The organism is Streptomyces coacervatus, from assembly GCF_029223485.1.
GTDB lineage: Bacteria > Actinomycetota > Actinomycetes > Streptomycetales > Streptomycetaceae > Streptomyces > Streptomyces coacervatus.
Genome location: NZ_JARHTP010000004.1, coordinates 20,593 through 45,164, shown reverse-complemented (window position 1 = coordinate 45,164; position 24,572 = coordinate 20,593). Strand labels below are relative to the sequence as shown.

19 protein-coding genes are annotated in these 24,572 nt (G+C 70.8%); 8 read left to right on the top strand and 11 right to left on the bottom strand.

All coding sequences use genetic code 11. The annotated features are described in order from the left end of the window. Positions 1-35 precede the first annotated feature (35 nt). On the bottom strand, positions 36-719 hold the full coding sequence (locus P2Q00_RS11040; RefSeq protein ID WP_275771934.1) for a DUF4232 domain-containing protein: 684 nt from the start codon (positions 717-719) through the stop codon (positions 36-38). A 128-nt stretch (positions 720-847) separates the two neighbouring features. Next, on the bottom strand, positions 848-2,212 hold the full coding sequence (locus P2Q00_RS11035; protein ID WP_275771933.1) for a serine/threonine-protein kinase: 1,365 nt from the start codon (positions 2,210-2,212) through the stop codon (positions 848-850). A gap of 19 nt (positions 2,213-2,231) precedes the next feature. Between P2Q00_RS11035 and P2Q00_RS11030 the strand changes: the two genes are divergently transcribed. Continuing rightward, positions 2,232-2,801: an RNA polymerase sigma factor gene (locus P2Q00_RS11030; protein ID WP_275771932.1), complete on the top strand. Its 570-nt coding sequence runs from the start codon at positions 2,232-2,234 to the stop codon at positions 2,799-2,801. Between the two features lie 79 nt (positions 2,802-2,880). Here the strand turns inward: P2Q00_RS11030 and P2Q00_RS11025 are convergent, their stop codons facing one another. Next, on the bottom strand, positions 2,881-5,253 hold the full coding sequence (locus P2Q00_RS11025; protein WP_275771931.1) for a SpoIIE family protein phosphatase: 2,373 nt from the start codon (positions 5,251-5,253) through the stop codon (positions 2,881-2,883). Between the two features lie 257 nt (positions 5,254-5,510). Here P2Q00_RS11025 and P2Q00_RS11020 point away from each other — a divergent pair, with 257 nt between their 5' ends. Beyond that, the gene (locus P2Q00_RS11020; protein WP_275771929.1) at positions 5,511-8,606 is read left to right on the top strand and encodes a glycoside hydrolase family 2 TIM barrel-domain containing protein; all 3,096 of its coding nucleotides are present in this window, start codon (positions 5,511-5,513) and stop codon (positions 8,604-8,606) included. 156 nt (positions 8,607-8,762) lie between these two features. Beyond that, positions 8,763-11,006, top strand: a complete 2,244-nt coding sequence (locus tag P2Q00_RS11015; protein ID WP_275771927.1) for a glycoside hydrolase family 9 protein — start codon at positions 8,763-8,765, stop codon at positions 11,004-11,006. Here P2Q00_RS11015 and qcrB read toward each other — a convergent pair. After that, complete coding sequence (gene qcrB / locus P2Q00_RS11010) at positions 10,997-12,469, bottom strand: cytochrome bc1 complex cytochrome b subunit (RefSeq protein WP_275771926.1); 1,473 nt, start codon at positions 12,467-12,469, stop codon at positions 10,997-10,999. The two genes, P2Q00_RS11015 and qcrB, sit on opposite strands and share 10 nt — an antisense overlap. Beyond that, positions 12,466-13,383, bottom strand: coding sequence for an RNA polymerase sigma factor SigJ (sigJ, locus tag P2Q00_RS11005; RefSeq protein ID WP_275771925.1), 918 nt, complete (start codon positions 13,381-13,383; stop codon positions 12,466-12,468). Before sigJ ends, qcrB begins: the two co-directional genes overlap by 4 nt. 168 nt (positions 13,384-13,551) lie before the next feature. On the opposite strand from sigJ, the gene P2Q00_RS11000 reads away from it, so the two are divergent. Continuing rightward, positions 13,552-15,165, top strand: coding sequence for a DHA2 family efflux MFS transporter permease subunit (locus P2Q00_RS11000; RefSeq protein WP_275771923.1), 1,614 nt, complete (start codon positions 13,552-13,554; stop codon positions 15,163-15,165). Next, positions 15,162-15,773, top strand: coding sequence for a hemerythrin domain-containing protein (locus tag P2Q00_RS10995; RefSeq protein WP_275771921.1), 612 nt, complete (start codon positions 15,162-15,164; stop codon positions 15,771-15,773). Before P2Q00_RS11000 ends, P2Q00_RS10995 begins: the two co-directional genes overlap by 4 nt. Before the next feature lie 107 nt (positions 15,774-15,880). On the opposite strand, the gene P2Q00_RS10990 is transcribed toward P2Q00_RS10995, so the two are convergent. Both P2Q00_RS10990 and P2Q00_RS10985 read right to left on the bottom strand, forming a co-directional pair. After that, on the bottom strand, positions 15,881-16,600 hold the full coding sequence (locus P2Q00_RS10990; RefSeq protein WP_275771919.1) for a 2OG-Fe(II) oxygenase: 720 nt from the start codon (positions 16,598-16,600) through the stop codon (positions 15,881-15,883). 14 nt (positions 16,601-16,614) lie between these two features. Continuing rightward, positions 16,615-17,106: a methylated-DNA--[protein]-cysteine S-methyltransferase gene (locus P2Q00_RS10985; protein WP_275771918.1), complete on the bottom strand. Its 492-nt coding sequence runs from the start codon at positions 17,104-17,106 to the stop codon at positions 16,615-16,617. A 146-nt stretch (positions 17,107-17,252) separates the two neighbouring features. On the opposite strand from P2Q00_RS10985, the gene P2Q00_RS10980 reads away from it, so the two are divergent. The 3 genes from P2Q00_RS10980 to P2Q00_RS10970 all read left to right on the top strand — a co-directional run bounded on the left by P2Q00_RS10980 (position 17,253) and on the right by P2Q00_RS10970 (position 19,993). After that, positions 17,253-17,498 (top strand): hypothetical protein, encoded by a 246-nt coding sequence (locus P2Q00_RS10980; protein WP_275771916.1) that lies wholly within the window; start codon positions 17,253-17,255, stop codon positions 17,496-17,498. Between the two features lie 3 nt (positions 17,499-17,501). Continuing rightward, positions 17,502-17,879, top strand: a complete 378-nt coding sequence (locus P2Q00_RS10975; RefSeq protein ID WP_275771915.1) for a toxin Doc — start codon at positions 17,502-17,504, stop codon at positions 17,877-17,879. A 446-nt stretch (positions 17,880-18,325) separates the two neighbouring features. Next, a complete protein-coding gene (locus P2Q00_RS10970) occupies positions 18,326-19,993 on the top strand; it encodes an RICIN domain-containing protein (protein WP_275771914.1) in 1,668 nt (555 codons plus the stop codon). A gap of 3 nt (positions 19,994-19,996) precedes the next feature. Here P2Q00_RS10970 and P2Q00_RS10965 read toward each other — a convergent pair whose 3' ends face one another. From P2Q00_RS10965 to P2Q00_RS10950, 4 genes are all read right to left on the bottom strand, one after another. Further along, entirely contained in the window at positions 19,997-20,977 is a 981-nt protein-coding gene (locus tag P2Q00_RS10965) for a 2-hydroxyacid dehydrogenase (RefSeq protein ID WP_275771913.1), read from the bottom strand. Continuing rightward, entirely contained in the window at positions 20,974-22,143 is a 1,170-nt protein-coding gene (locus P2Q00_RS10960; protein WP_275771912.1) for a lactate 2-monooxygenase, read from the bottom strand. Before P2Q00_RS10960 ends, P2Q00_RS10965 begins: the two co-directional genes overlap by 4 nt. A 74-nt stretch (positions 22,144-22,217) precedes the next feature. Then, complete coding sequence (locus P2Q00_RS10955) at positions 22,218-22,913, bottom strand: alpha/beta fold hydrolase (RefSeq protein ID WP_275771911.1); 696 nt, start codon at positions 22,911-22,913, stop codon at positions 22,218-22,220. Beyond that, positions 22,910-24,490 carry a purine-cytosine permease family protein gene (locus tag P2Q00_RS10950; RefSeq protein ID WP_275772698.1) on the bottom strand — a complete coding sequence of 527 codons (1,581 nt, stop codon included), beginning with the start codon at positions 24,488-24,490 and terminating at the stop codon, positions 22,910-22,912. Before P2Q00_RS10950 ends, P2Q00_RS10955 begins: the two co-directional genes overlap by 4 nt. Positions 24,491-24,572 lie beyond the last annotated feature (82 nt).

Here is a 24,572-nt window from a genome sequence, read left to right as displayed (position 1 = left end):
GGCCGCGGCGACAGACCCGAGGGGCCCCTGCCCGCTCAGGCTCCGGTTCCGGGGCTGAACACCGTCAGCCACACCGAGGACGCGTTGCCGGACACGGGGACCTGACCGCCCTGCCACGTCACCGTGAGATGGTCCCGCTCGTCCGGCGGCGTCACCAACACCGATGCCGGGGTGGCCGTATGGGCGCCGCTGACTTCCGGATTGGAGAACGTCAGCCCTGCCCAGGCGCTCCTGCCCGGCGCCAGCGTCACCGTCGTGGGAGTGCCCGAGGAGCGCTTCGGGTCCGGACCCAGCTGCCTGCCCGACGCGTCCACGAACGCGGCACCCGGGTAGCCCCGCACCGTGCAGGTGCGGGAGGACGCATTGGTCAGGACGATCGGGAAGTTCTCCTGCCCCGCACCCGGGTTGTTCCGGCCGACGGTCGCCCGCAGCTCCGAGGTATGACAACGGCTCCCGGTCGCGCCGGCGGGCGTGGACTTCGCCGGGGACGTGGTCACGGTGGCCCCGCCGGGAGCGGTGCCCGACGTGGAGGCGGATGCGGGCGCACTCGCCGAATCGGTGCTGTGGCCCCCGGTGGCGGGCGCGGCCGTACCGGGCAGTGTCTGCGTGCTCGCCGTGCCGCTGTTGCCGCTGCTGCCGCAGGCCGTCAGCAGCCCCAGCACCGCGACCGCACTCGCGAGCAGGGCCGCCCGGTGGACGGAGGGGGACTTCATCGCCATGTGCCTCAACACTCCCGGAGATTCCTCGCACACGTCCTGGCGTGTGCGTACGGCGGCTCTGTGCCCCGTCATGCAGGTCCGATGCGCGGCTGGACGAAAAAGTTCGCGCGCGGCCCAAGTGTTCTGCGTCAGCTCCCGATGCGTACGGAGGCGAGGATGCGGTCGGTCGCCGAGGCTCGGCCGCCCTGGCGGATCTGCACGTACACCCGAGTCTGCGCGCTCCCGCCCGCCGGGGCGAGCGCGGCCTCCGTGACCGACCCGCCGCCCGGGCAGTCGCCCCAGGCACGCACCCTGCCGTGCCACACGGTGCCGGTGTAGACACGGCCGCCGTCGTAGTGGCAGCCGGGATGGGTGAGGGCGTTCACCGCGGCCGTGAGGTCGCCGTGCCTGCTCCGGCCCACCAGCACGCCGTTCACATCGGCCGTCAGATCCTGCCACCGGGTCAGGTGGTCCGCGACGGCGAATCCCGGCTCGGGCCCGGAAGGCAGGCCGAGCGCCCGCGGATCCCACCCGGAATCGCGCAGCTGGCGGTCCCAGCCGCGGGGGACCTCGGCAATGACGCTGCCGGTCCGGTCCGTGACCCGCACCTCCGTGGCCGGGGACTGCCGGTCCACCAGCGCCAGCGTCACACCGACGGCCGCGACCACGGCCACGGCACCCGTCAGGGTGAGGGCCGCCGTCCGGCGTCTTCGGGGCCGGTGACCGGACGCCGCGAGCCGTTCCAGCTCCTGGGCGAAGGACTCGGCATCGGGCCAGCGGCGCCTGCGGTCCGGTGCCAGCGCCCGCAGCAGGGCCCGCCGCACCGCGGGAGCCAGATCCGGACGCAGCCGGTCGGGCCGTACGACCTTGCCGGGCTCACCCGGAACCGTGCCGGTGACCAGGTGGTAGGCGACCGCGCCCAGGCTGTACACATCGGCCCGGGCGTCGATGCCCGCGCCCGGCTCGGCCTGCTCGGGCGGCCGGTACCCCGCCGAACCGGCGGCCTGAGTCAGCCCGGACGCCTGCGCCAGGCTCTTGGCCAGCCCGAGGTCGGCGAGCAGCACCCGCGACACGCCCTCGGGGGAGGAGCACAGCAGCACATTGCTCGGCTTGATGTCCCGGTGCACGATCCCCGCCGTGTGCAGCGCTGCCGCTCCGCGGGCGGACAGCGCCGTCAGCCGCAGCGCCTCGGACACCGGCAGCGGACCATCGGCCACCAGGTCGGCGAGGGTGCCGCCGTCGGCGTACTCCATCACGAAGTACGGCCTGCCGTCCGGGAGTTCACCGATGTCGTAGACCTGCACCACCCGGTCCGAACCCGCCCGGCGCAGCATCCGCGCCTCGGCCAGGAACCGCTCCCGGACATCGAGCCGGTGGGACCAGTTGTCGGCGAGGACCTTGACCGCCACCGGCGCGTCGAGCTCGTCGTCGTGGGCCAGCCAGACCGTGCCGAACGCGCCCGTGCCCAGGCGCCGTTCGAGACGGTAGCGGCCGATCCGCTCGACGGAGTGCATACGACTATCATGCCTGGCCGTGGATCGTTTCCGAGGAGAGCCCCAGGTCGCACCGACCGAGGACCTGGCCCGCAGCGCCGCGGCCGGTGACCCGGCGGCGCTGGAGGACCTGCTCCAGGTGATCCGGCCCGAGGTCGTCCGGCGCTGCGGCCGGTTCCTGCCCTGCCGCGAGGACGCCGAGGAGGCCGCGCAGGACGTCCTGCTCCAGGTCGCCCGGAAGATCTCCACCTTCCAGGGCCGCAGCCGCTTCAGCACCTGGCTCTACACGGTCGTCGCCAACTGCTGCCGCCAGAAGTACCGCGAACTGAAGCGGCGCTCGGCCGAACAGGCGGCCCCGATCGAGGCGGAACGGCACGTCGACCCGCGCACCACGAGCGTCATCGCCGGCTCCCGCCTCGACCTGCTGGAGGCACTGGACCGCCTGGAGCGCGAGCACCCGCAGCTCGTCGAGCCGCTGGTGTACCGCGACATCTGCCAGCTCGACTACGCCGAGGCGGCCGAACGAGCCGGCATCCCACTCGGCACCTTCAAGTCCCGCCTGCACGAGGCCCGCAAACAGGTCAGACCCTGGCTGACGGAAGCGCCCTAAAGGGGCGCGGGGAACTGCGCGACCAGCCACGACGAGCCCGGAGACAAAAGACGACCCTCACCGAACAGCCCGCGGAGCGTTACTCGTCGAGCAGCCCGATCTCCGCCCAGATCGTCTTCCCGTCCGCCGTGTGCCGGCTACCCCAGCGCTGGGTGAGCTGCGCGACCAGGAGAAGACCGCGCCCGCCCTCGTCCCACGTCTTCGCGCGCCGCAGGTGCGGAGCCGTGTGGCTGGTGTCCGACACCTCGCAGATCAGCGTGGCCTCGTCGTGGATCAGACGCAGCCGGATGGGGTGCGCGCCGTACCGGATCGCGTTGGTGACGAGCTCGCTCACCACCAGCTCGGCGGTGAACGCCGCCTCCTGCAGCCCCCATGTGTCCAACTGCTCGACGACCTGCTTGCGGATGGGGGAGACGAGCGCCGGGTCGGCGGGAATGTGCCAGGTGGCGACCTGGGACGCGGGCAGCCCCAGGGTGCGGGCCAGCAGCAGGGCCACGTCGTCGGCGGCGCCGCCGGGCGGCAGCAGGGCGTGCAGCACCCGGTCGCAGGTCTCGTCCAGCGAGTCCGCGTACGTCGCGAGGGCCTCGCACAGCAGCTGGTGACTGGCGTCCACGTCCCGCTCGCGGGTCTCGATCAGCCCGTCCGTGTAGAACGACAGCACACTGCCCTCGCGCAGTTCGAGCTCGGCCGACTCGAACGGCAGCCCGCCGAGGCCCAGCGGCGGCCCGGCCGGCAGGTCGACCTGCTGCGGTGCACCGCCCGGCGGGAGCACGACCGGCGGCGGATGCCCGGCCCGGGCCAGCGTGCAGCGCCGCGACACCGGGTCGTACACCGCGTACAGACAGGTGGCGCCGACCTCGCCGGGGCTGCCGTCGCTGCCGGCCTCCGCGGACAGCCGGACGACCAGGTCGTCGAGGTGGGTCAGCAACTCGTCGGGGGCCAGGTCTATGTCGGCGAGGGTGCGCACGGCGGTGCGCAGCCGGCCCATGGTGGCCGAGGCCTGGATGCCGTGCCCGACGACGTCCCCGACGACCATGGCGACCCGCATCCCGGAGAGCGGGATCACGTCGAACCAGTCGCCGCCCACGTCCGCCCGGGCCGCGGGCAGATAGCGCGAGGCGGCGTCCACGGCGGCGGTGCGCGGCAGCGAGCGGGGCAGCAGACTGCGCTGCAGGGCGAGGGCGGTCTCCCGCTCGCGGGAGAAGCGGCGGGCGTTGTCGATGCAGACGGCGGCCCGGGCGGAGACCTCCTCGGCCAGCAGCGCGTCGTCCGCGGAGAACGGGTCCGGGCGTCTGAAGCGCGTGCACACCACGACCCCGAGCGTCGTCCCCCGGGCCTGCAGCGGGACGGACATCGTGGAGTGGATGCCGTACTCCTTGACCCGCTGCACGCGCCGCGCATCCCAGGAGAGCCACTCCTCGAGATCGACGGACGGCACCGAGGCGACCACCGTGCGGCCCGCGATCAGTGAGGCGGCCTGCGGGGAGGTCTCCGGGTAGGTGTCGAGCTGCCCCGGTTTGACCACGGCCTCCGGGCTGCCGGGATTGATCGACTGGTGGGCGGCCCGGCGCAGTTTGACCGGTGCGGTCGGGGCCTCTGCCGGCTCGCCGCCGTGCTCCGCAGGATCGAGCAGGTCGACGCTGACGAAGTCGGCCAGCGCAGGCACACACACGTCCGCCAGCTCCTGCGCCGTACGTGTGACGTCCAGGGTGGAGCCGATGCGCACGCTCGCCTCGTTGACCAGCTGCAGCCGCTCCCGGGCGAGGTAGTTGTCGGTGAAGTCGTGCGCGGCCAGGCACACTCCCCGAATCCGCCCCTGTGTGTCCGTGACCGGGGCCATCCGGGCGAGCCAGGCGTGCGCACGGTCCTCGCCGCCGGTCCGCATGTACGTCTGGATGTCCTGTGCCCGCCCGGTCGTGAGCACCCGCAGCAGATGGCTCTCGAGCTCCTCGCTCTCGGCCCTGCCGCCGATCTCGGACAGCCGCAGTCCCTGGATGCGGTCCTCGGGCAGCCCGATCACGTCGGCCATCGCGTCGTTGACCCGGCGCAGCCGCAGCCGCTCGTCGTACACGGCGACGGCACACGGGGACTGGATGAGCGCGGCCGTGGCCAGCGGGTCGTCGGGGGAGGCCGAGCCGCCGATCTCCAGCGGAGTGACGACGAGCCAGCCGCCGGGAGCGCCGTCCTGTGCCCGCCGATGGTGGGCGAGCAGCCACACGGACACCTCGCGGCCGTCCCGGTGCCGCAGCGCGACGGTGTCGGCCCAGCGGGACCCCGCGGGCACCGCGGCCCCCTGGCCGGCCAGCAGATTCCCGGCCGGCCGGCCCACGACGTCGGCGGCCGGCCAGCCCAGCAGCCGCTCCGCACCGGCGTTCCACTCGACAAGCGTGCCGGATTCATCGAGGACGGCCCGCGCCGTCGCGGCATCGTCGAACGGATACTCCGGGCTCATCGTCGCCACTCCATCGCGAACACTCACAGTGAACCGCCGGGTCACTTGAGTTCCAAGCCTAGTCCGTCGGCGACCCGCACGGACTCGAACCCCCTCGGGCGCGCGCAGGCCCGGTCAAGGGGGAAATCAGGCCGTTGTGACCCGTGGGGCAGATGGGCACTCCCGCACCCTTGACGGCCCGGTGTGGCGCCGCGTCAGAATCTGTTTGTTCACGATCAGTTGTGAGTACTTCTGGGCCCTGACGAGGGGGAGCCGCCATGACAGTGACTCGAAGATCGGTCCTGATCGCCACCACCGCAGCGCCCGCGGCCGGGGCGCTTCTCGGCACCCCGGTGGCCCGCGCCGCCGAGGCCGCCGCGGGCGGATCCGGCCGCCGCAGCGTCGCCCTGCGCGACGGCTGGCGCTTCGCGCTGGTCAACCCGGGCGGGATCACCGACCCGACCGGCGCCTACGCACAGGCCGCCGACCCCGGCTACGACGACTCGGCCTGGCGCGAGGTCGCGGTCCCGCACGACTGGAGCATCGAGCAGACCCCGACCACCGAGCACGGCACCACCAGCGGCACCGGCTTCTTCCCCGGCGGCCTCGGCTGGTACCGCCTCGCCTTCACCCTGCCGCCCGACTTCGCCGGCAAGCGGATCTCGGTGGAGTTCGACGGCGTCTACATGGACTCCTACGTCTACTGCAACGGCACCCAGGCCGGCCGGCACCCCTACGGCTACACCGGCTTCGCCCTGGACCTCACCGACCTGCTGCACACCGACGGCAGCACCGAGAACGTGATCGCCGTCAAGGTGCAGAACCAGCTGCCCAGCAGTCGCTGGTACTCGGGCAGCGGCATCTACCGCGAGGCCCGCCTGGTCGTCACCGAACCGGTGCACGTCGAACGCTGGGGCACCTATGTCACCACACCGGACATCTCCGACGAGCGGGCCGTCGTACGCGTACGGACCTCGGTGGTGAACGAGTCCGGCGCCGCGAGCCAGGTCGAGATCCGCTCGACGGTCAAGGATTCCGACGGACGTGCGGTGGCCCGCACGGCCACCACGGTCGCTGTCACCGACAAGACGGCCGAAACCCACGAACTCACCGTTCCCAGGCCCAAGTTGTGGGATCTGGCGGCCCCGCACCGCTACACCCTTGAGTCCGAACTGAGCGTCGGCGGCAGGACGGTCGACACCTACCGCACCACCTTCGGCATCCGCACCTACCGCTTCGACCCCGACGAGGGCTTCCACCTCAACGGCGCCCACACCAAGATCAAGGGCGTCGACCTGCACCACGACCAGGGCGCGCTCGGTGCCGCGATCAGCATCGACGCGGTGCGCCGGCAGATGACCATCATGAAGTCCATGGGCGTCAACGCCTTCCGCACCTCCCACAACCCGCCCTCGCCGCAGATCATCGAGGTCTGCGAGGAGCTGGGCATCGTCATGATGGTGGAGGCCTTCGACTGCTGGCGGACCGGCAAGACGAAGTACGACTACGGCCGCTTCTTCGACGAGTGGTGCGAGAAGGACGCCACCGAGATGGTCCTCGCGGCCCGCAACTCGCCCGCCGTCGTCCTGTGGTCCATCGGCAACGAGATCCCCGACTCCACCTCCACCGCCGGGCTGGCCATGGCGGACCGGATCATCGCTGCCATCAAGGCGGCGGACGACACCCGGCCGGTCGTCATCGGCTCGAACAAGTACCACTCGGTGCCCGCCACCGGCTCCGCGGCCGACCTCATGCTGGCCAAGCTGGACGGCCTCGGTCTCAACTACAACACCGCCAAGTCGGTGGACGCACTGCACGCCAAATACCCCAAGCTGTTCCTCTTCGAGTCCGAGTCGTCGTCGGAGACCTCGACCCGCGGCTCGTACCAGGAGCCCGAGCACCTCAACACCGGCGAGAACCAGACGCCCGGCAGGCGCGAGGTTTCCTCCTACGACAACAACCTTGCCTCCTGGACCATGAGCGGTGAGTACGGCCACAAGAAGGACCGGGACCGCAGGTGGTTCGCCGGGCAGTTCCTCTGGTCCGGCATCGACTACATCGGCGAACCGACCCCGTACGACGTCTTCCCGGTGAAGGCGTCCTTCTTCGGCGCGGTCGACACGGCCGGATTCCCCAAGGACATGTACTACCTGTTCCAGAGCCAGTGGATCAGCGAGCCCATGGTCCATCTGCTGCCCATGAGCTGGAACCATGAGGAGGGCGACACGGTCGAGGTGTGGGCGTACTCCAACGTCGACACCGTCGAGCTGTTCCTCAACGGAAAGTCCCTCGGCACGCGCACCTTCGACACGAAGAAGACCACGGACGGGCGTACGTATCTGGAGACCACGGAGGCCACCGGCGACGACAAGACCGTCACCACCGGCTCCTACCCCGGCAGTTACACCAGCCCGAACGGCAGCGCGGGCAAGCTCCACCTGATCTGGAAAGTGCCCTTCCAGCCGGGCGAGTTGAAGGCGGTGGCCCGCAGCGACGGCAAGGTGGTCGCCACCGATGTGCTGCGTACGGCGGGCGAGCCGCATGCCGTACGGCTCACCGCCGACCGCAAGTCCCTGGCCGCGGACGGGCGTTCGCTGGCCTTCGTGACCGCGGACGTCGTCGACGCCCATGGTGTGGTGGTGCCCGACGCCGAGCACCTGATCACCTTCGACGTGACGGGCGGATCCCTCGCGGGGCTCGACAACGGCCGGGAGGAGAGCGCCGAGCGCTACCAGGCCACCACCCGTACCGCCTTCCACGGCAAGGCCCTTGCCGTCGTACGCTCCGGCACAAAGGCCGGCACCCTGAAGGTGACTGCGCGCGCCGAGGGCCTGCGGACGGGCACGGCGACCGTGCGCACCACGCCCGCCCGGTCGGTCGCGACCACCCCGGCGGCCGCGTTCGCACCGGACCTCCCGGCGCCCCCGAACTACCCGTACGCGGACGCCAGTTACTCCGGGCGCCCGGACACCCTGCCCGCCGCGATGCTCGACGGCGATGCGGCCACCGGCTGGTCCAACGCCTTCGCCAAGTCGGCCACGGCCCTGCTGCCCGCCTTCAACGGTGCACGGAAAGCGGACTGGGTCTCGGTGGACTTCGGGCGGGCCCGGAGCTTCGACCGGGTGGAGATCTCCTTCACTGTTGACGCGACGCACAGCCTGCCCGCGTCCGTCGAGGCGGCCCTTTGGGACGGCCACCGGTATGTGCCCGTCACCGGAGCGGCCGTCGACTGGGCCACCGCCTCGGACGCGCCGACGGTCCTCACCTTCGACGCGGCGCGCGGCTCCCGTCTGCGGCTCACGCTGACCAGCGCCCACCCGGGCGAAGTCCCAGGGGCCGTACGGATCAGCAAGTTGGCGGCGCCGGGCGGCTGAGCAGCCGTAGCGGTCCGGGCGGGAAACCAGTCCCGTCCGGACCGTTGACGGAGTGTCATGGCGCGAACAAGCATGAGCTGCGTCCGCATCTGGGAGCGCTCCCACCACGTTGTGGTCGGCGAGCGTCACCCGTACCTCAGCCCGAGGAGCCCAGACGTGAAACGACGCAGAACCGTCCTGTTCGCCCTGACGGCCCTGTTGGGGACGGCACTTACCGGAGTCCCGGCCGGTCCGGCAGCCGCCGACGAGGTCGAGCAGCTCAAGAACGGCACCTTCGACACCGCCATCGACCCCTGGTGGACGACCACCAACATCAGCGCCGGCCTGTCCGGCGGCAAACTCTGCGCGGATGTACCGGGCGGCACCGCCAACCGCTGGGACGCCGCCGTCGGCCAGAACGACGTCACCCTGGTGAAGGGGCAGTCGTACAAGTTCAGCTTCACCGCGACCGGTTCGCCCGAAGGGCATGTGGTGCGGGCGGTCGTGGGCCTCCAAGTGGCGCCGTACAGCACCTATTTCGAGGTGAGCCCGCAGCTGAGCGTCTCCGGCGACACCTACTCGTACACCTTCACCTCGCCCGTCGACACCACCCAGGGCCAGGTCGCCTTCCAGACCGGTGGCAGTGCGGACCCCTGGCGGTTCTGCATGGACGACATATCGCTGCTCGGCGGTGTCCCGCCCGAGGTGTACCAGCCGGACACCGGACCGCGGGTGCGCGTCAACCAGGTCGCCTATCTGCCCTCCGGCCCCAAGAACGCCACCCTCGTCACCGACGCCACCGCGAAACTGCCCTGGCAGCTCAAGGACGCCGACGGTACGACGGTCGCCCACGGCTGGACCGTGCCGCGCGGCGTCGACGTCTCCTCCGGGCAGAACGTCCACTCGATCGACTTCGGTGACTATCGCAGGCAGGGCAAGGGCTTCACGCTGGTCGCCGACGGGGAGACCAGCCGCCCGTTCGACATCGGCAGCAGCGCCTACGAGCAACTGCGGCTCGACTCGGTGAAGTACTACTACACGCAGCGCAGCGGCATCGCGATCCGCGACGACCTGCGTCCGGGGTACGGCCGGGCCGCCGGGCACGTCGACGTGGCGCCGAACCAAGGCGATTCCCACGTCCCCTGCCAGCCGGGCGTGTGCGACTACACCCTCGACGTCTCCGGCGGCTGGTACGACGCCGGCGACCACGGCAAGTACGTCGTCAACGGCGGCATCGCCACCTGGGAGCTGCTGAGCACCTACGAGCGCGAACTGCTCGCCCGCACAGGGGAGTCGGAGAGACTGCGCGACGGCACCCTCGCCATCCCCGAGAGCGGGAACAAGGTGCCCGACATACTCGACGAGGCCCGCTGGGAGCTGGAGTTCCTGCTGAAGATGCAGGTGCCCGACGGGCAGCCGCTGGCCGGCATGGCGCATCACAAGATCCACGACGCGCAGTGGACCGGCCTGCCCCTGCTGCCCGGCGCCGACCCGCAGAAGCGCGAACTGCACCCGCCGTCCACCCAGGCGACCCTCAACCTGGCGGCCACGGCAGCCCAGGCGGCCCGCCTGTACCTGCCCTACGACCGCGCCTTCGCGGCGAAGGCGCTGACGGCCGCCCGCAGGGCCTGGTCGGCGGCGCTCGCGCATCCCGCGATGTACGCCTCCGCGAGCGACGGCACCGGTGGTGGAACCTACGACGACACCAACGCCACCGACGAGTTCTACTGGGCGGCGGCGGAGCTGTATCTCACCACGGGGGAGAAGCAGTTCGCGGACTACGTGCTCAACTCCCCGGTGAACACCGCCGACATCTTCGGCCCGCTCGGCTTCGACTGGGGCAGGACGGCCGCTGCCGGGCGCCTCGACCTGGCGACGGTGCCGAGCAAACTGCCCGGCCGGGACAAGGTGCGCCGGTCGGTCGTCGCGGGCGCCGACCGCTATCTCGCGACGCTGAAGTCACAGCCGTACGGCATGCCGTACGCGCCCGACGGCAACGTCTACGACTGGGGCTCCAGCCACCAGATACTGAACAACGGCGTCGTCCTCGCCACGGCGTACGACATCACGGGCGCCTCGAAGTACCGTGACGGCGCGATCCAGAGCATGGACTACATCCTGGGCCGAAACGCGCTGAACATCTCGTACGTCACCGGCTACGGCGAGGTCAACTCCCACAACCAGCACAGCCGTTGGTACGCCCACGAACTCGACCCGAACCTGCCGAACCCGCCGCACGGAACCCTGGCGGGCGGGCCCAACTCGTCCATCCAGGATCCCTACGCACAGAGCAAACTCCAGGGCTGTGTCGGGCAGTTCTGCTACATCGACGACATCCAGTCCTGGTCGACGAACGAGACGGCCATCAACTGGAACGCGGCCCTGTCCCGGATGGCGTCCTTTGTGGCGGATCAGGGCTGAGGTTCCCGCTCCACGAGCTCACCCGGCCGCTTGTGGGCGGTGAGGGTGTGCAGCTCGGCCTGGTCGAGCGGCTGGTGCACCTCGACGTACTCGCCGTGCGGCAGCCGCTTGATCAGACCGGTCTCCCGGCCGTGCAACACCAGCTCCCTGTCCCGGAGTTGGAGGCCCAGACAGATGCGCCGGGTGACGACGAAGACGACCACCGGGAGGACGAACACCGCGACCCGGACCGTCCAGGTGACCGTGTTGATGGACAGGTGCAGACGGGTTGCCACGATGTCGTTGCCGCCGCCCGCCAACAGGATCAGATAGAGGCTGATCCAGACCGCACCGATCGCCGTGCGGACGGGGCGGTTGCGCGGGCGGTCGAGGAGGTGGTGTTCGCGTCTGTCGCCGGTCACCCGGGCCTCCAGGAAGGGATAGACCCCGATGAAGACGAGGAGGAGCGGGAAGACCACGATCGGGATCAGGACCCCCAGGACCAGGGTGTGCCCCCACAGCGTGATCTCCCAGCCCGGCATGACCCGGACCAGGCCCTCGGCGAAGCCCAGATACCAGTCGGGCTGCGCGCCCGTGGACACCTGGTCCGGGCGGAAGGGGCCGTACACCCAGACCGGGTTGATCGTCGCCACGGCCGCGATCATCGTGAGCGCGCCGAAGACCAGGAAGAAGAAGCCGCCCGCCTTCGCCAGGTACACCGGCATGAACGGCGTGCCTATGACGTTGCGTTCGGTCCGCCCGGGCCCCGCGAACTGAGTGTGCTTGTGGTAGACGACCAGGATGAGGTGCGCCACGACGAGCGCCGCCATGATGCCGGGGATCAGCAGGATATGCAGGGAGTAGAAGCGCGCCACGATGTCGTGACCGGGGAACTCGCCGCCGAACAGGAACATCGAGAGGTACGTTCCGACGATCGGCACCGACAGCAGGGCGCCGTTGACGAAGCGCAGGCCCGTGCCCGACAGCAGGTCGTCCGGCAGCGAGTAGCCGAACAGGCCCTCGAACAGGCCGAGGAACAGCAGCAGCCAGCCGAACAGCCAGTTGATCTCACGGGGCTTGCGGAACGAACCCGTGAAGAAGTGCCGCATCATGTGCGTCAGCATCCCGGCGACGAAGACCAGCGCCGCCCAGTGGTGCAGCTGCCGGATCAGCAGCCCGCCGCGCACGTCGAAGCTGATGTGCAGCGTGGAGGCGTACGCCTCGGACATCCGGATGCCGTTGAGCGGGACATAACTGCCGTGGTACGTCACCTCGTTCATCGACGGATGGAAGAAGAGAGTGAGGTACACGCCGGTGAGGATCAGCACGACGAAGCTGTAGAGGCAGATCTCGCCGAGCAGGAACGACCAGTGGTCCGGGAACACCTTGCGCAGGTACTTCCGGCCGAGCGAGTGGATGCCGAGGCGCCCGTCGAGCCAGTCGGCGACGCGCTCGCCCCTGCCCGGTGTCTGCGTGGCGGTCACTCGTCCTCCTCCTCGTCCTCGTCCTTGTGCACGTGCGTGAGCTTGTCGGGGTTGGTGACGATGTAGACGCCGTTCACCCGGTCGCCCTCGGGCGTGAGGTCCATGACCATCACTGCGTACGGGTCCTCGCCCTGGAACAGCACCGCGGCGTCGTCGCCGTTGACCCGGCGGTAGCGCAGATCGAGGTCCTGAGGGCCGCGCCGGGCCGCGTACGAGGTGATCAGGCGGACCGCCTTGTCCCGGCCGTGCACCGGGCGCAGCCCCGCCGGCTTGCGGTTGCCACCGCCGTCCGTCCACACCGTGACGTCCGGCGCGAGGATCTCCATCAGTGCGGCGATGTCACCACCGAGCGCGGCCCGCACGAACCGCTCCGTCGCCTCCTGCCGGACGCGTGGGTGCGCCCGGTAGCGCGGCCGGCGGGCCAGCACATGGTCCCGTGCGCGATGCGCCAGCTGCCGTACGGCCGCCGGGGTGCGGTCGATGATGTCCGCGATCTCGGTGTGGGCGTACCCGAACACCTCGTTGAGGACGAACACCGCGCGTTCCAGCGGGGTCAGCGACTCCAGGACCACCAGCATCGCCAGGGACACGGACTCGCCCCGCACGACCGGGTCGTCGGCGCTCGTGTCCTCGGCGACCAGCGGCTCGGGCAGCCACGGGCCGACATACGTCTCGCGGCGGCGGGTGATCACGGCCTGCCGCTGCAACGCCTGGTTGACCGCGATGCGGACCAGATAGGCGCGCGGGTTGGTGATCCCGTCGGCGCCCCGGCCCGACCAGGCCAGCCAGGTCTCCTGCAGCACGTCCTCGGTGTCGGCGACGCTGCCCAGCATGTTGTAGACGAGGCCGAACAACAGCTCCCGGTGGTTCATGAAGACATCGGTCGCCTCGTCGGTGACAGAGCTCTTGGACATACGTGGGCCTCCCCAGCGGCGTGCTCACCACTCCGAGGCCCGGAAGGGGTCCGAATGTGACATCGGACGGGCGATATGTGACGTACGTCTCAGTGAAATCCGGTCGCGTCACACTCGCCCACCGCACCGCCCTCTTGAACGCGAAACCAATGCAAGGAGACCGACATCGTGTTCAAGAAATGGCACGGCAACCCATGGGCGATTCTCATCACCCTCTCCCTCGGGTTCTTCATGACACTCCTCGACCTGACGATCGTGAACATCGCGATCCCGCAGCTGGGCGAGGATCTGAACGCATCTCTCGACGAGATCCTGTGGGTCGTCAACGCCTACACCCTGGCGCTGGCCGTCCTGCTGATCACCGGCGGGCGCCTCGGCGACCTGCGCGGCAAACGCAACCTGTTCGCCGCCGGAGTCGCCGTGTTCACCCTGGCGAGCCTCGCCTGCGGCCTCGCCCGGGACCCCGCCCAGCTCATTGCGTTCCGGACGGTGCAGGGCCTGGGCGCGGCACTGCTGATGCCGCAGACACTGTCGATCATCGCCGAGGTCTTCCCGGCCGACCGGCGCGGAGTGGCGATGGGCATCTGGGGCACGGTCGCCGGTGTCTCCGGTGCGCTCGGCCCGATCCTCGGCGGGGCGCTGATCACCCACCTGAGCTGGCGGTGGATCTTCTACGTCAACCTGCCGATCGGGGCGGTCGTGCTGCTGATGACCTTCGCGATCATCCCCGGCGCGAGGCGCACCCTGCGGCACCGCTTCGACACCCTGGGCGTCCTGCTCGCCTCGACCGCCCTGTTCTGCCTGGCCTTCGGGCTCACCGAGGGCCAGCGCTACGACTGGAACCGCTGGATCTGGAGCCTGTTCACCCTGGCCGCCGGCCTGTTCGCCGGCTTCCTGCTGCACGAGCGCGGCCAGCAGACGAACGAACCCCTGGTCCCGTTCGCGCTCTTCCGGGACCGCAACTTCACCCTCGTCAACCTCGTCGGCGTCACAGTGGCCTTCGGCATCGTCGGCATGTTCCTGCCGCTGACGATCTATCTGCAGTCCGTCCTCGGCTTCAGCGCCCTCAAGTCCGGCCTGGTGCTGCTCCCCGTGGCGCTCGGTTCCTTCGTCACGGCGGGGCCCGCCGGAGCGCTGTCCGACAAGGTCGGCGGCAAGTACATCCTGCTGACCGGGCTGCTCGCGTGGGCGGGCGGTCTGACCTGGGTGGTGACCGTTGCCGACGTCGGATCGGGATGGCTGAGCATCGCGCTGCCGCTCTTCCTCACCGGCCTCGGCGTCGGCTGCACCTTCGCCCCGTTCGCCACAGAGGTCATGCGCGGTGTTCCGGCCCGGCTGGCCGGAGCGGCGTCCGGCGTCACCAACGCGCTGCGGCAAGTCGGCTCGGTCCTCGCGGGCGCCGTCGTCGGCGCGGTGCTGCAGAACCGGCTCGCCTCCGCGCTCGCGGATCGGGCCCACGAGAGCGCCGGACGGCTGCCCGCCGCCTACCGGGACTCGTTCGTCGCTGCCTTCTCCAAGGCCGAGTCCGACGTCGGCGCCCGGCAGCAGGGCGGCGCGCCGCACGGGGTGCCGCAGGACGTCGCCGAGCGCATGCGCGCCCTCGGCGGACAGGTCTTCGGCCACGGCTTCGTCGACGCGATGGGCCCGGCCGTGTACGTGTCCGCCGCCGTGCTGCTGGCCGGAGCAGTCGCCTGTCTCGCCGTACGACGCCACCGCGGCCCGTCCGCCAACCCGCATGCCCTGCCGATCAACGAGACCGAACTGGAGGAAGCCGCCCGATGAGTATCGACTTCACCGCCATGTACGCCTCCCACGACGCCTTCCGACGCGACCTGGAGCGCCTCGCTCAGGCCGTCGCCGAGGGGCGCGCGCACACCCCCGGCGTGCGCGCCGGCTGGGAGAACTTCACCCGCCAGCTGCACATCCACCACACCGCCGAGGACAGCGACCTGTGGCCGCGCGTGCGGGAGCGCGTCGCGGGGCGTCCGCGTGAACTCGCCCTCCTGGACGACATGGAGGCGGAACACTCCCGCATCGACCCGCTGCTCGCCGCGGTCGACACCGCGCTGGACGACCAGGCGCCCGAACTGCCCGATCTCGTACGGGCGTTGACGGCCACCCTCGACGACCACCTCAAGCACGAGGAGGACAGCGCACTGCCGCTCATGCAGGACGTCCTGACGTCCGCCGACTGGGCAGCCTTCACCGGCCGCATCCGCGAGACCCAGGGCCTGCGCGGCGCCTCGGTGTTCGTCCCATGGATCGTTGACGGCACCCCACCCGCGGACCGCGCCCGCTTCCTCGACGCGATGCCGCCTCCGGTACGAGTCCTCAACCGGCTGTTCTGGCAGGGGAGTTACCGCCGCAAGGGGCTGTGGTCCGGAGCCTGAGGCGCTGGGCGGCCTTGGCGCGCCCCGTAAGGGGCGCGGGGAACTGCGCGACCAGCCACGACGGCGCCGCAGACGACAGACGGCACATCGCGGCACCCAGGGAGGGCTCACGCATCGTGGAAGACGATACCCAGCGCATGCCGCCGGCCGGAGCGAACGGTGCTCACACCGTGCCGCATCGCTCCGGCCGACCAGCCGCGCAGCGTGCGCACCGGCCGGTCCCGGGTGGTGAAGACCAGCCCGTGACCCTGCCGGAGCGCGGTCGCGGTGCCCCGGGACTGGGCCCGCGGCCGCTGCTCGACCATCAGGAACTCGCCGCCGGTGTAGTCGGCGCCGTACTCGTCGAGGCCGACGACCACCTGGAGCGGGAACACCTTGGCGCCGAACACATCACGGTGCAGGGCATTCCAGTCGCCCTCGCCGTAACGCAGCAGGATCTGCGCAGACCGGTCCTGCCCGGCCGCATGGCACGCCTCCAGCCACTCCTCCAGAGAGTCCGGCCAGGGCGCCGGACGGCCCAGCCGGGCCGCCCAGTCCCGCGCGACCGGCAGCAGACGCAGGTACAGGGCGGCGCGCAGGGCGGCCACCGGAGCAGGCAGATCGTGGGTGAAGTACCGGTACTCGCCGCGGCCGAAGCGGTGCCGTGCCATGTCGACCGTGGTCCGGAACAGCTCCGGCTTCTCGTACAGCGCGGCCAGGTCACGGCACTCGGCGGGCGTCAGCAGCGGCCCCGTCGGCGCGCTGCCGTGGACATCCAACTCGGCGGCGAGGGCCGCCCATTCGGTGCCGGCCACGCGCCTGCGGGCCTCGGCCTCGGTGAACGTCACGACCACTCCTCCCGTCAGCCCAGCATCGGCTGCAGCGCACCCTCGTGCGTGAGCAGCTGCACCTTGCGCTCGACGCCGCCCGCGTACCCGCGCATCGAACCGTCGGCGCCGATCACGCGATGGCAGGGGCGGACGACGAGCAGCGGATTGGCGCCGATCGCAGCGCCCACCGCCCTGATCTCGGCCCGGTCCACACCGAGCCGCGCGGCGAGCTCCCCGTACGTCGTCGTGGTCCCGTACGGGATCTCGTCGAGCGCTCGCCACACCCGCTGCTGGAACTCCGTCCCCTCAGGGGCGAGGCTCAGCTCGAAGCGGGTGAGCCGGCCCGCGAAGTAGGCGGAGAGCTGTCGGGCGGCCTCGCCGAACGCCTCGTCGTCGCGCCGCCAGTCGGCACGGACGACGGGCGCGTTCCGCTGCCCCGGCAGGGACAGCGAGGCAAGGGCCGTCCCCTCGCCCACCAGAAGCAGTTCACCCACCGGGCTGTCGATCCTCGTGTACGTCTTCATGGCTCCAGTCTGCTGCGCGGCCGAGCCCGGAGCTGGCGGGAATCGGACATGGCCCTCGGCCGGCGCCTACGTCGGTAGGTACCGTCATAAAGGTGCTGTGACCAGGGACTATTTACGAGTAAGTACCTCGGCGGTACCGTGAAGGCATGCCAGCCCTGAATGTCGAGTTCAGCGATCGCGAACTTGAGGACCTGCGGCAGATCGCCAAGGAGCGCGGTACGTCCATGAAGGCCCTCGTGCGCGAAGCCGCCGCCGCGGACATAGCCCGGCACCGTGCGCTGCAGGAGGGCGCGGAGGCGTTCCGGCGCTTCTTCGCTTCCCATGCCGACGAGTTCGCCGCCGCCTTCCCCGACGACGAACCCGCCCACACCGGCGAGGGGCGGGTCGCCTGACCCATGGCACCCGTCATCCATATCGACGTGCCCTGGCTGCTCCAGCGCCATGAAGAGGTGCTGCCGGACCAGCCCACCGTCAACGACTTCTCCGCCCTGGTCGCCGCCGTCGCCCGCCATCGCGTGGACCCACCCCGTCTCGGCGTGGACTCCGACCCGGCCTGGCGCGCCGCCGCCCTGCTGCACACCCTCGCCCTGCTCAAGCCGCTGCCGTCGGCCAACGCCCGTTTCGCCTGCGCGACAGCCGTGTCGTACATGTTCGTCAGCGGCGTCGGCATCGACCCGCCCTACGGAGCCCTCGTCGACCTCGCCCGCGATCTGATCTCCGGCAAGTCCGACGTCTACGGTGCGGCCGACCGGCTGCGCTCCTGGCAGATCTGAGGGCCGCCCTGCCGTAGCCGCAACGACCCGCCCCCGGGGCCGCCGACCGAGGGCGGGAGGAACAAGGTCGGCGGCCCGTGCGGCGCAGGAGAGCCGCCGTCCTGCGCAGGGCCTCCGAGAAGGGCCGCTACCCAGTGCACTACGGGGTGGTGCACGCCGGGAGCGTGCGCGGTGCTCCGGCGCGTGCGCCTGTTTCACACGGGGCGCATGGAATGACGAAAGCTCATGCGGGTGAGGCGAGTTGCCGCCGTTTCTGACCAACTTTCAAAGAGGCGGATGTTGCCCGAGTGCCTTGTTGGTCATGAGTGTGTTGTGCAAGGGTGAACTACCCGTGCGGGGGGTGTAATGGCCGGGTGTCGATCGGCCAATCGGAAACCGGGCCGAATGGACATACCTGAATTCACGCCCTCCTGTGTGTCCCATGCGCGTGGGAAGGAATCCGCTCAGTGCCCACCCCCCACCCACCTCGCCCCCCTTACCCGCCGCCCGGCGGGGTTCCCGGAGAATCCGACGAGAACCTCGCCACCCGGCTCAGGGGCCGTCCCGACGGTGAGGTCGCCCGTTCCGTCGCGCTGCTCATGGCGCGGCACTGGCAGCCCGCCCGCGACTACGCGGCCATCTGCCTCACCTCCACGGCCGAGCTCGCCTCCATGGCGACGGCGGCCGCCTTCCACCAGGTCCTCGACCGGCTGGCGCTGGGCGAGGCCGCGCTCGCGGTGCGCCCCCGGCTTCTGGTGGCCGTGCGGGAGACGGTCCGGGTGTGGTCCGCCGAGGACCGAATATCCAGTGTTCTGCCGGAGCTGCAGAAACCCTCCGGCGGCCGCGGTATGCGTACGACGAAGTCCATGACGCCCGAAAATCGCAGACTCGCCGAGCGTTCTTTCCAGGCCCTTCCGGGACTCTCCCGTTGTTTGCTCTGGCACACCGAGGTCGAGGCGGAGTCCATAACCGTTCCCGCCGGCCTGCTCGGCATGGATACCGACACCGCGTCGGCGGCGCTCGAACAGGCGCGTGAAAAATTCCGGGAAGGTTGTGTACATGCCCATAGGGAACTCGCGCCGAGCAAGGATTGCCGGTTCTACAACCGCCTCCTCGACGTTCCGATTCGCCGGGGCGGGGCCCTGCTGCCGGATGTCCAGCAGCATCTGGCTCAGTGCCGCTACTGCAGTTCCGCCGCCGAGCAACTGAGCCATTTCGAGGGCGGGTTGGGGGTGCTCATCGCCGAAGCGGTGCTCGGCTGGGGTGCCCGCCGCTACCTCGACACCCGTCCGGGCCGTACGCAGCAGGGAACGGGCAGAAGCGGCTCCGCGCGGCACGGCGGCGGACGCCCGCGCATCCTGCCCCGTATCCCGCTGCCCGGCCGCCGGCCTGAGGGGGCGCCGCGCAGCTCACGGGCGCTGCTGACCGGAGTGGGCGTCGCCTCCGCCGGGCTGCTCGCCACGGTGTTCGCGGCCGGTCTGTTCTCGCACGACGACGGCGTCGACCCGGCCGCCTCCAACAGCGCGAGCGGCGGCACTGCACCGGGCGTCGGCTCCCGGTCCTCGCCCGGTACCGCCCAACTCCCCACGGTTCCGGGGCAGTCGAGGCTGCGCAACGCCGGCGCCGACCTCTGCCTCGACATCAAGGGCAAGGTGAAGGCCGGAGCCGGCACCGAGCTGGCGGCGTGTTCGGACGCCGACACCCAGCAGTGGTCGCTGGAGAAGGACGGGCTGCTGCACAGCGCGGCGGACTCCGACCTGTGCCTGGACTCGCGAGTGGACGCGGGCGTGGTCGTCCTCGGCAAGTGCGCCGCCGAGAAGGACAAGCGGGGTGACGATGTGCGCTACGACCTCACCGTGCAGGGGGAGTTGCTGCCCCGCCGGGACGAACAGCTCGCCCTCGCCGCCACGAGCGAGAACCCGGGCGCGGACATCGTAGTCAAGATCCGCGACAGCTCCACGGCGCAGCGCTGGCTGGCCGATCCGACGGCGACGGCTGGCCAGGGCTCGCTGTCGATCGCGGGGACGCAGACGCCTGCGGTTTCGTCGGGCCTTGTCGCGGCCGCGCGGCGGAGCCGCATGTCGATCCAGCCGCCGCCCCTTGCGGGGCGCCCGGCGGGCGCCCCTGAAAGGTGACCGCTAGCTCACGACGTCCCGCGGTTCCCCGCCGGTCAGGAAGCCGGCGACGTTCTGCACGGCGGCCAGCGCGATGCGGATCAGCGTTTCGCGGGTCACGCCGCCGACGTGCGGCGAGAGGACCACGTTCGGCGACTTGAGCAGGCGCAGGGCCGGGGTGGGCGGTTCGGGGTCGAAGACGTCGATGCCCGCCCCGGCCAGGGTGCCGTTCTCCAGCGCGTCCGCGAGGGCGTCCTGGTCGATGAGGGCGCCCCGCGCCGTGTTGATCACGAACGCCGTCGGCTTGAGGAGCGCCAGCCGCTCGGCGTCGAGCAGATGCCGGGTCTCGTCCGTGAGCGGCGCATGCAGGGAGACGTAGTCCGCCGTGCGCAGCAACTCGTCGAGCGCGACGTGGCGGGCCCCGCCGAGCCTGGCCTCCGTCTCCTCGGGCAGCCTGCGGCGACCGGCGTACACGATGCTCATGTCGAACGCGACCGCGCGGCGGGCCACTTCCTGCCCGATGCCGCCGAGGCCGACGATGCCGAGCGTCTTGCCCGACAGCTCGGTGAGGGAGCGCTGCAGGCGGGGCAGCGCCCAGTCCGCCTCGACGAGCGCCGTGTGCGCCGGGATCAGCTGCTTGGCCAGTGCGAGCATGAGGGCGAAGGTCTGCTCGGCCACGTTCTGCGACTCGGCGCCACTGGAGCCGATGTTGCAGACGACCACGTCCCGGGCACGGGCGGCGTCCAGATCGACGTACTCGAAGCCGTGGCTCGCGCACTGCACCAGCTTCAAGTCCGGTGCGGCGGCGAGGTGTTCGGCGGTCACGGGGGAGAGCGCCGTGATGATCACGTGTGCCGTGTGCAGGGCGGCCGGGTTCTCGTCGGTCGCCTCGACGACGGTGACGTTCACCTCGCCGGGGAAGAGGGTGGCGAGTCCGGCGCCGGCGCCGCGGCCGCCCACGTGGGGCGCGACGACGGCGAGGACGTTCTTCGGGGCAGTGGTCATACGGATTCCTCGATGAGGTCGGCGGAGCCGATCGTGGCGGGCGTGGCATGCCCCGACAGGGCCAGCGTGAGGTCGAACTCGGCGAGCAGACAGCGGATCACATGCTCGACGCCCGCCTGTCCGTCGAGTCCGAGCCCGTAGACGTACGGCCTCCCCACAAGCACCGCCTGCGCGCCGAGCGCGAGCGCCTTGAAGACGTCGTCGCCGGTGCGGACACCGCTGTCGAACAGGACGGTCAGCCGGTCGCCGACCGCCTCGGCCACCCGGGGCAGCGCGTCGGCGGCCGCGACGGACCCGGCCACCTGGCGGCCGCCGTGGTTGGAGACCACCACACCGTCCATTCCGGCGTCGGCGGCGAGCCGGGCGTCGTCCGGATGCAGGATGCCCTTGAGGACGATCGGGCCGTCCCAGTTCTCCCGCAGGAACGCCAGGTCCGGCCAGGTCTTGCCCGGGTCCGCGAACATGCCGACGAAATGCAGCACGGCCGCGTTCGGGTCCTCGTGGACCGGTTTGGCGAGGCCTGCCTGGAAGGCCGGGTCGGAGAAGTGGTTGGCGGTGCCGACGCCGTGCAGGAAGGGGAGGTATGCCTGGTCGAGGTCGCGTGGACGCCAGGCCAGCAACGGCGTGTCGAGCGTGACGACCAGCGCGGTGAACCCGGCCACCTTCGCCCGGTTCAGGAAACTCCGGGTCACCTCACGGTCCTTGGCCCAGTACAGCTGGAACCAGCGCTCCGCGTCCCCCATTGCCTCCGCGACCTGCTCCATCGGCGTGCTGGACGCCGAGGACAGGATGTACGGCACACCCTGCGCGGCGGCGGCCCGGGCGGCTGCGGACTCGGCGTCCGGATGCATGATCGACAGCACACCGACGGGAGCCAGGGCCAGCGGGGCGGGCAGGGCGCGGCCCAACACCTCGACGGACAGGTCGCGTTCGTGGACGTCCCGCAGCATGCGCGGGACGATCCGCCGGCGCTGGAGAGCCGCCCGGTTCGCCCGCGCCGTGCTGCCGTCGCCCGCGCTGCCCGAAACATAGCCGACGGGCCCGGGACCGAGCCGCTGCTCGGTCAGCTCCTCCAGCCGGGTCAGATCGGTGGGCAGCCGCGGCACGGCGCCCGTCATCCCGTTGAGATAGATCTCGTACTGGAAGTCCGCCCAGTGCTTGGCCATGGGTACGGTCCCGCCTCTCGTCGGTGAGAACGCGTTGCACGCTGACGATACCGGCGGGTAGGTGGGGTGGAGATTCAGGGTCCGACGGCCGATTCATGCAGGATGCGGGCAAGTTCGCGTGGCTGCGAGAACATCGGCCAGTGACCGGTGTCCATCTCGACCAGGTTCCACCGCTCGCTCTTGAGGAGCTCGGCCACATCGTCGCTCGGCTCGGGCCAGTCCAGCAGGCACTTGACGTAGGTCGACGGCAGTTCGGCGGGGGAGCGGGTCAGGACGGCCGGTTCGGTGAGCGAGGCGCCCGGATGGGCAGTCGCGCCGCGCACGATCCGGTCGACCTGCTCCTCCGTGAGGCCCTGCTCCTGAAGGTCCTCCGCCGAGAAGGCCTGCCAGAAGCCGCCGTTCTCCGCGATCGCCGCCCGCACCCCGTCGCTGTCCCAGCCCCACAGGAACGACTTGCCGTCCGCGGGGACACTCGCGTCGACGTACACCACCCGCGCCAACCGGTCGCCGATGCGCTCCGCCGCCTGCCCCACGGGTATTCCCGAGTAGCTGTGCCCGACCAGCACGACGTTCCGCAGACCGAGCTGCTCCACCGCGTCGACGATGTCCTGCACATGCGTCTGCTGCCCGGCCGGTATGCCCTGCTTCTCGGCGAGCCCGGACAGTGTCAGCGCATGGGCTCCGTGCCCGGCCGCCCGCAGCTCGGCGACCACCTCGTCCCAAGCCCACGCCCCCAGCTTGGCACCCGCCACCAGAACGAATTCAGTCATGGCAGCAACGTAGCCGAAGGCACTGACAATGCCTCAGGCCCCGTGATCGGCGGCACCGGCACCTCAACGGTACGAGCCAGCCGTGCCCCCTCGGGCCCGTAGACCGCCCGCGGTTCGGGGAACAGCCGCAGCAGCGTCAGATACAGCACCGCGGCCACGACCAGCGACAGCGGCAGGCTGATGTCGACGCCGCCCGCCAGATCGCCCAGCGGGCCGACGAACTGCCCCGGGATATCGGTGAACAGCACGCCGAGCAGTGCGGACACCCACCACGCCGTCATGCCCCGCCAGTTCCAGCCGTGCGCAAACCAGTAACGGCCGCCGCGCTGACGGCGGTTGAAGACCTGGAGCGCGTCCGGGTCGTACCAGCCGCGGCGGGTGAAGAAGCCCAGCATCATGACGACCATCCACGGCGTGGTGCACGTGATGATCATCGTGGCGAAGGTCGAGATGGACTGCACCAGATCGAGCCCGAACCGGCCGATGAAGATGAACGCGATCGACAAGGCGCCCACCAGCACCGTCGCCTGCACCCGCGACAGCCGCGGGAACACTGACGAGAAGTCGAGCCCGCTCCCGTACAGCGAGGTCGTCCCCGTTGACATGCCGCCGATCAGGGCGAGCAGGCACACCGGCAGGAAGTACCAGGTCGGCGAGATGGCGAGCAGTCCGCCGACGAAGTCGGGTGCCGCCGGGTCGACGTACTCCGGGGCCTTCGCGGCGATGATGCTCGCGGTCGCCAGGCCGAAGACGAACGGCAGCAGCGTCGCGAGCTGCGACAGGAACGCGGCGCCGATCACCCGGCGGCGCGGGGTGCTCGCCGGGATGTAGCGCGACCAGTCGCCGAGGAACGCCCCGAAGGACACCGGGTTGGACAGCACGATGAGCGCCGCGCCGATGAAGGACGGCCAGAACAGGGACTTGGTCGTCGCATCCGCCGACTCCGTGAAGACACCGGCGTACGACGGGTCGAAGTCCCCGGCGAAGGCGATCGCGCCGAGCAGGAACAGCACGGTCGCCGAGGCCACCGCGACCTTGTTGACGAACAGCATGAACCGGAAGCCGTACACGCACACCGCGAGGACCAGACCGGCGAACAGCGCGTATGCGACGACGTACGACAGGTTGCTGCGCTGCAGGCCGAAGAGTCGGTGCGCGCCGCCGACCAGGGCATCGCCCGAGCTCCACACCGAGATGGAGAAGAAGGCGATCGCCGTCAGCAGCGACAGGAACGAGCCGACCACGCGGCCGTGCACGCCCAGGTGGGCGGAGGACGAGACGGCGTTGTTGGTGCCGTTGACCGGGCCGAACACGGCCATCGGGCACAGGATCAGCGCGCCCGCGAGGACGCCGAGGAGCGTGGCCGCGAGGCCCTGCCGGAAGGAGAGGCCGAAAAGGATCGGGAAGGCGCCGAGGACACAGGTGGAGAAGGTGTTGGCGCCGCCGAAGGCGAGCCGGAACAGGTCGAGCGGCGTCGCGGTGCGGTCCGCGTCGGGGATGCGTTCCACGCCATGGGCCTCGACCTCGGTGAGGGACGGCGGCGGCGTGCTGGGGGAGTCGGGCGACTGCGAGGACAAGGGGGCTCCAGCGGAGGCGGGGCGGTGGAGCGCGTGGTGGCGCGGCGGGGCGGGCGGCCGGTCGCTGTCGCGGGGATGTGCG

Coding starts and splice junctions, on each gene's coding strand:
- P2Q00_RS10965 (WP_275771913.1), bottom strand. CDS start 20,977: ATGACCACTGCCCCGAAGAACGTCCTCGCCGTCGTCGCGCCCCACGTG.
- P2Q00_RS11025 (WP_275771931.1), bottom strand. CDS start 5,253: ATGAGCCCGGAGTATCCGTTCGACGATGCCGCGACGGCGCGGGCCGTC.
- P2Q00_RS11040 (WP_275771934.1), bottom strand. CDS start 719: ATGGCGATGAAGTCCCCCTCCGTCCACCGGGCGGCCCTGCTCGCGAGT.
- P2Q00_RS10985 (WP_275771918.1), bottom strand. CDS start 17,106: ATGAAGACGTACACGAGGATCGACAGCCCGGTGGGTGAACTGCTTCTG.
- P2Q00_RS11020 (WP_275771929.1), top strand. CDS start 5,511: ATGACAGTGACTCGAAGATCGGTCCTGATCGCCACCACCGCAGCGCCC.
- P2Q00_RS11035 (WP_275771933.1), bottom strand. CDS start 2,212: ATGCACTCCGTCGAGCGGATCGGCCGCTACCGTCTCGAACGGCGCCTG.
- P2Q00_RS10955 (WP_275771911.1), bottom strand. CDS start 22,913: ATGACTGAATTCGTTCTGGTGGCGGGTGCCAAGCTGGGGGCGTGGGCT.
- P2Q00_RS10995 (WP_275771921.1), top strand. CDS start 15,162: ATGAGTATCGACTTCACCGCCATGTACGCCTCCCACGACGCCTTCCGA.
- P2Q00_RS10960 (WP_275771912.1), bottom strand. CDS start 22,143: ATGGCCAAGCACTGGGCGGACTTCCAGTACGAGATCTATCTCAACGGG.
- P2Q00_RS10975 (WP_275771915.1), top strand. CDS start 17,502: ATGGCACCCGTCATCCATATCGACGTGCCCTGGCTGCTCCAGCGCCAT.
- P2Q00_RS10980 (WP_275771916.1), top strand. CDS start 17,253: ATGCCAGCCCTGAATGTCGAGTTCAGCGATCGCGAACTTGAGGACCTG.
- sigJ (WP_275771925.1), bottom strand. CDS start 13,383: ATGTCCAAGAGCTCTGTCACCGACGAGGCGACCGATGTCTTCATGAAC.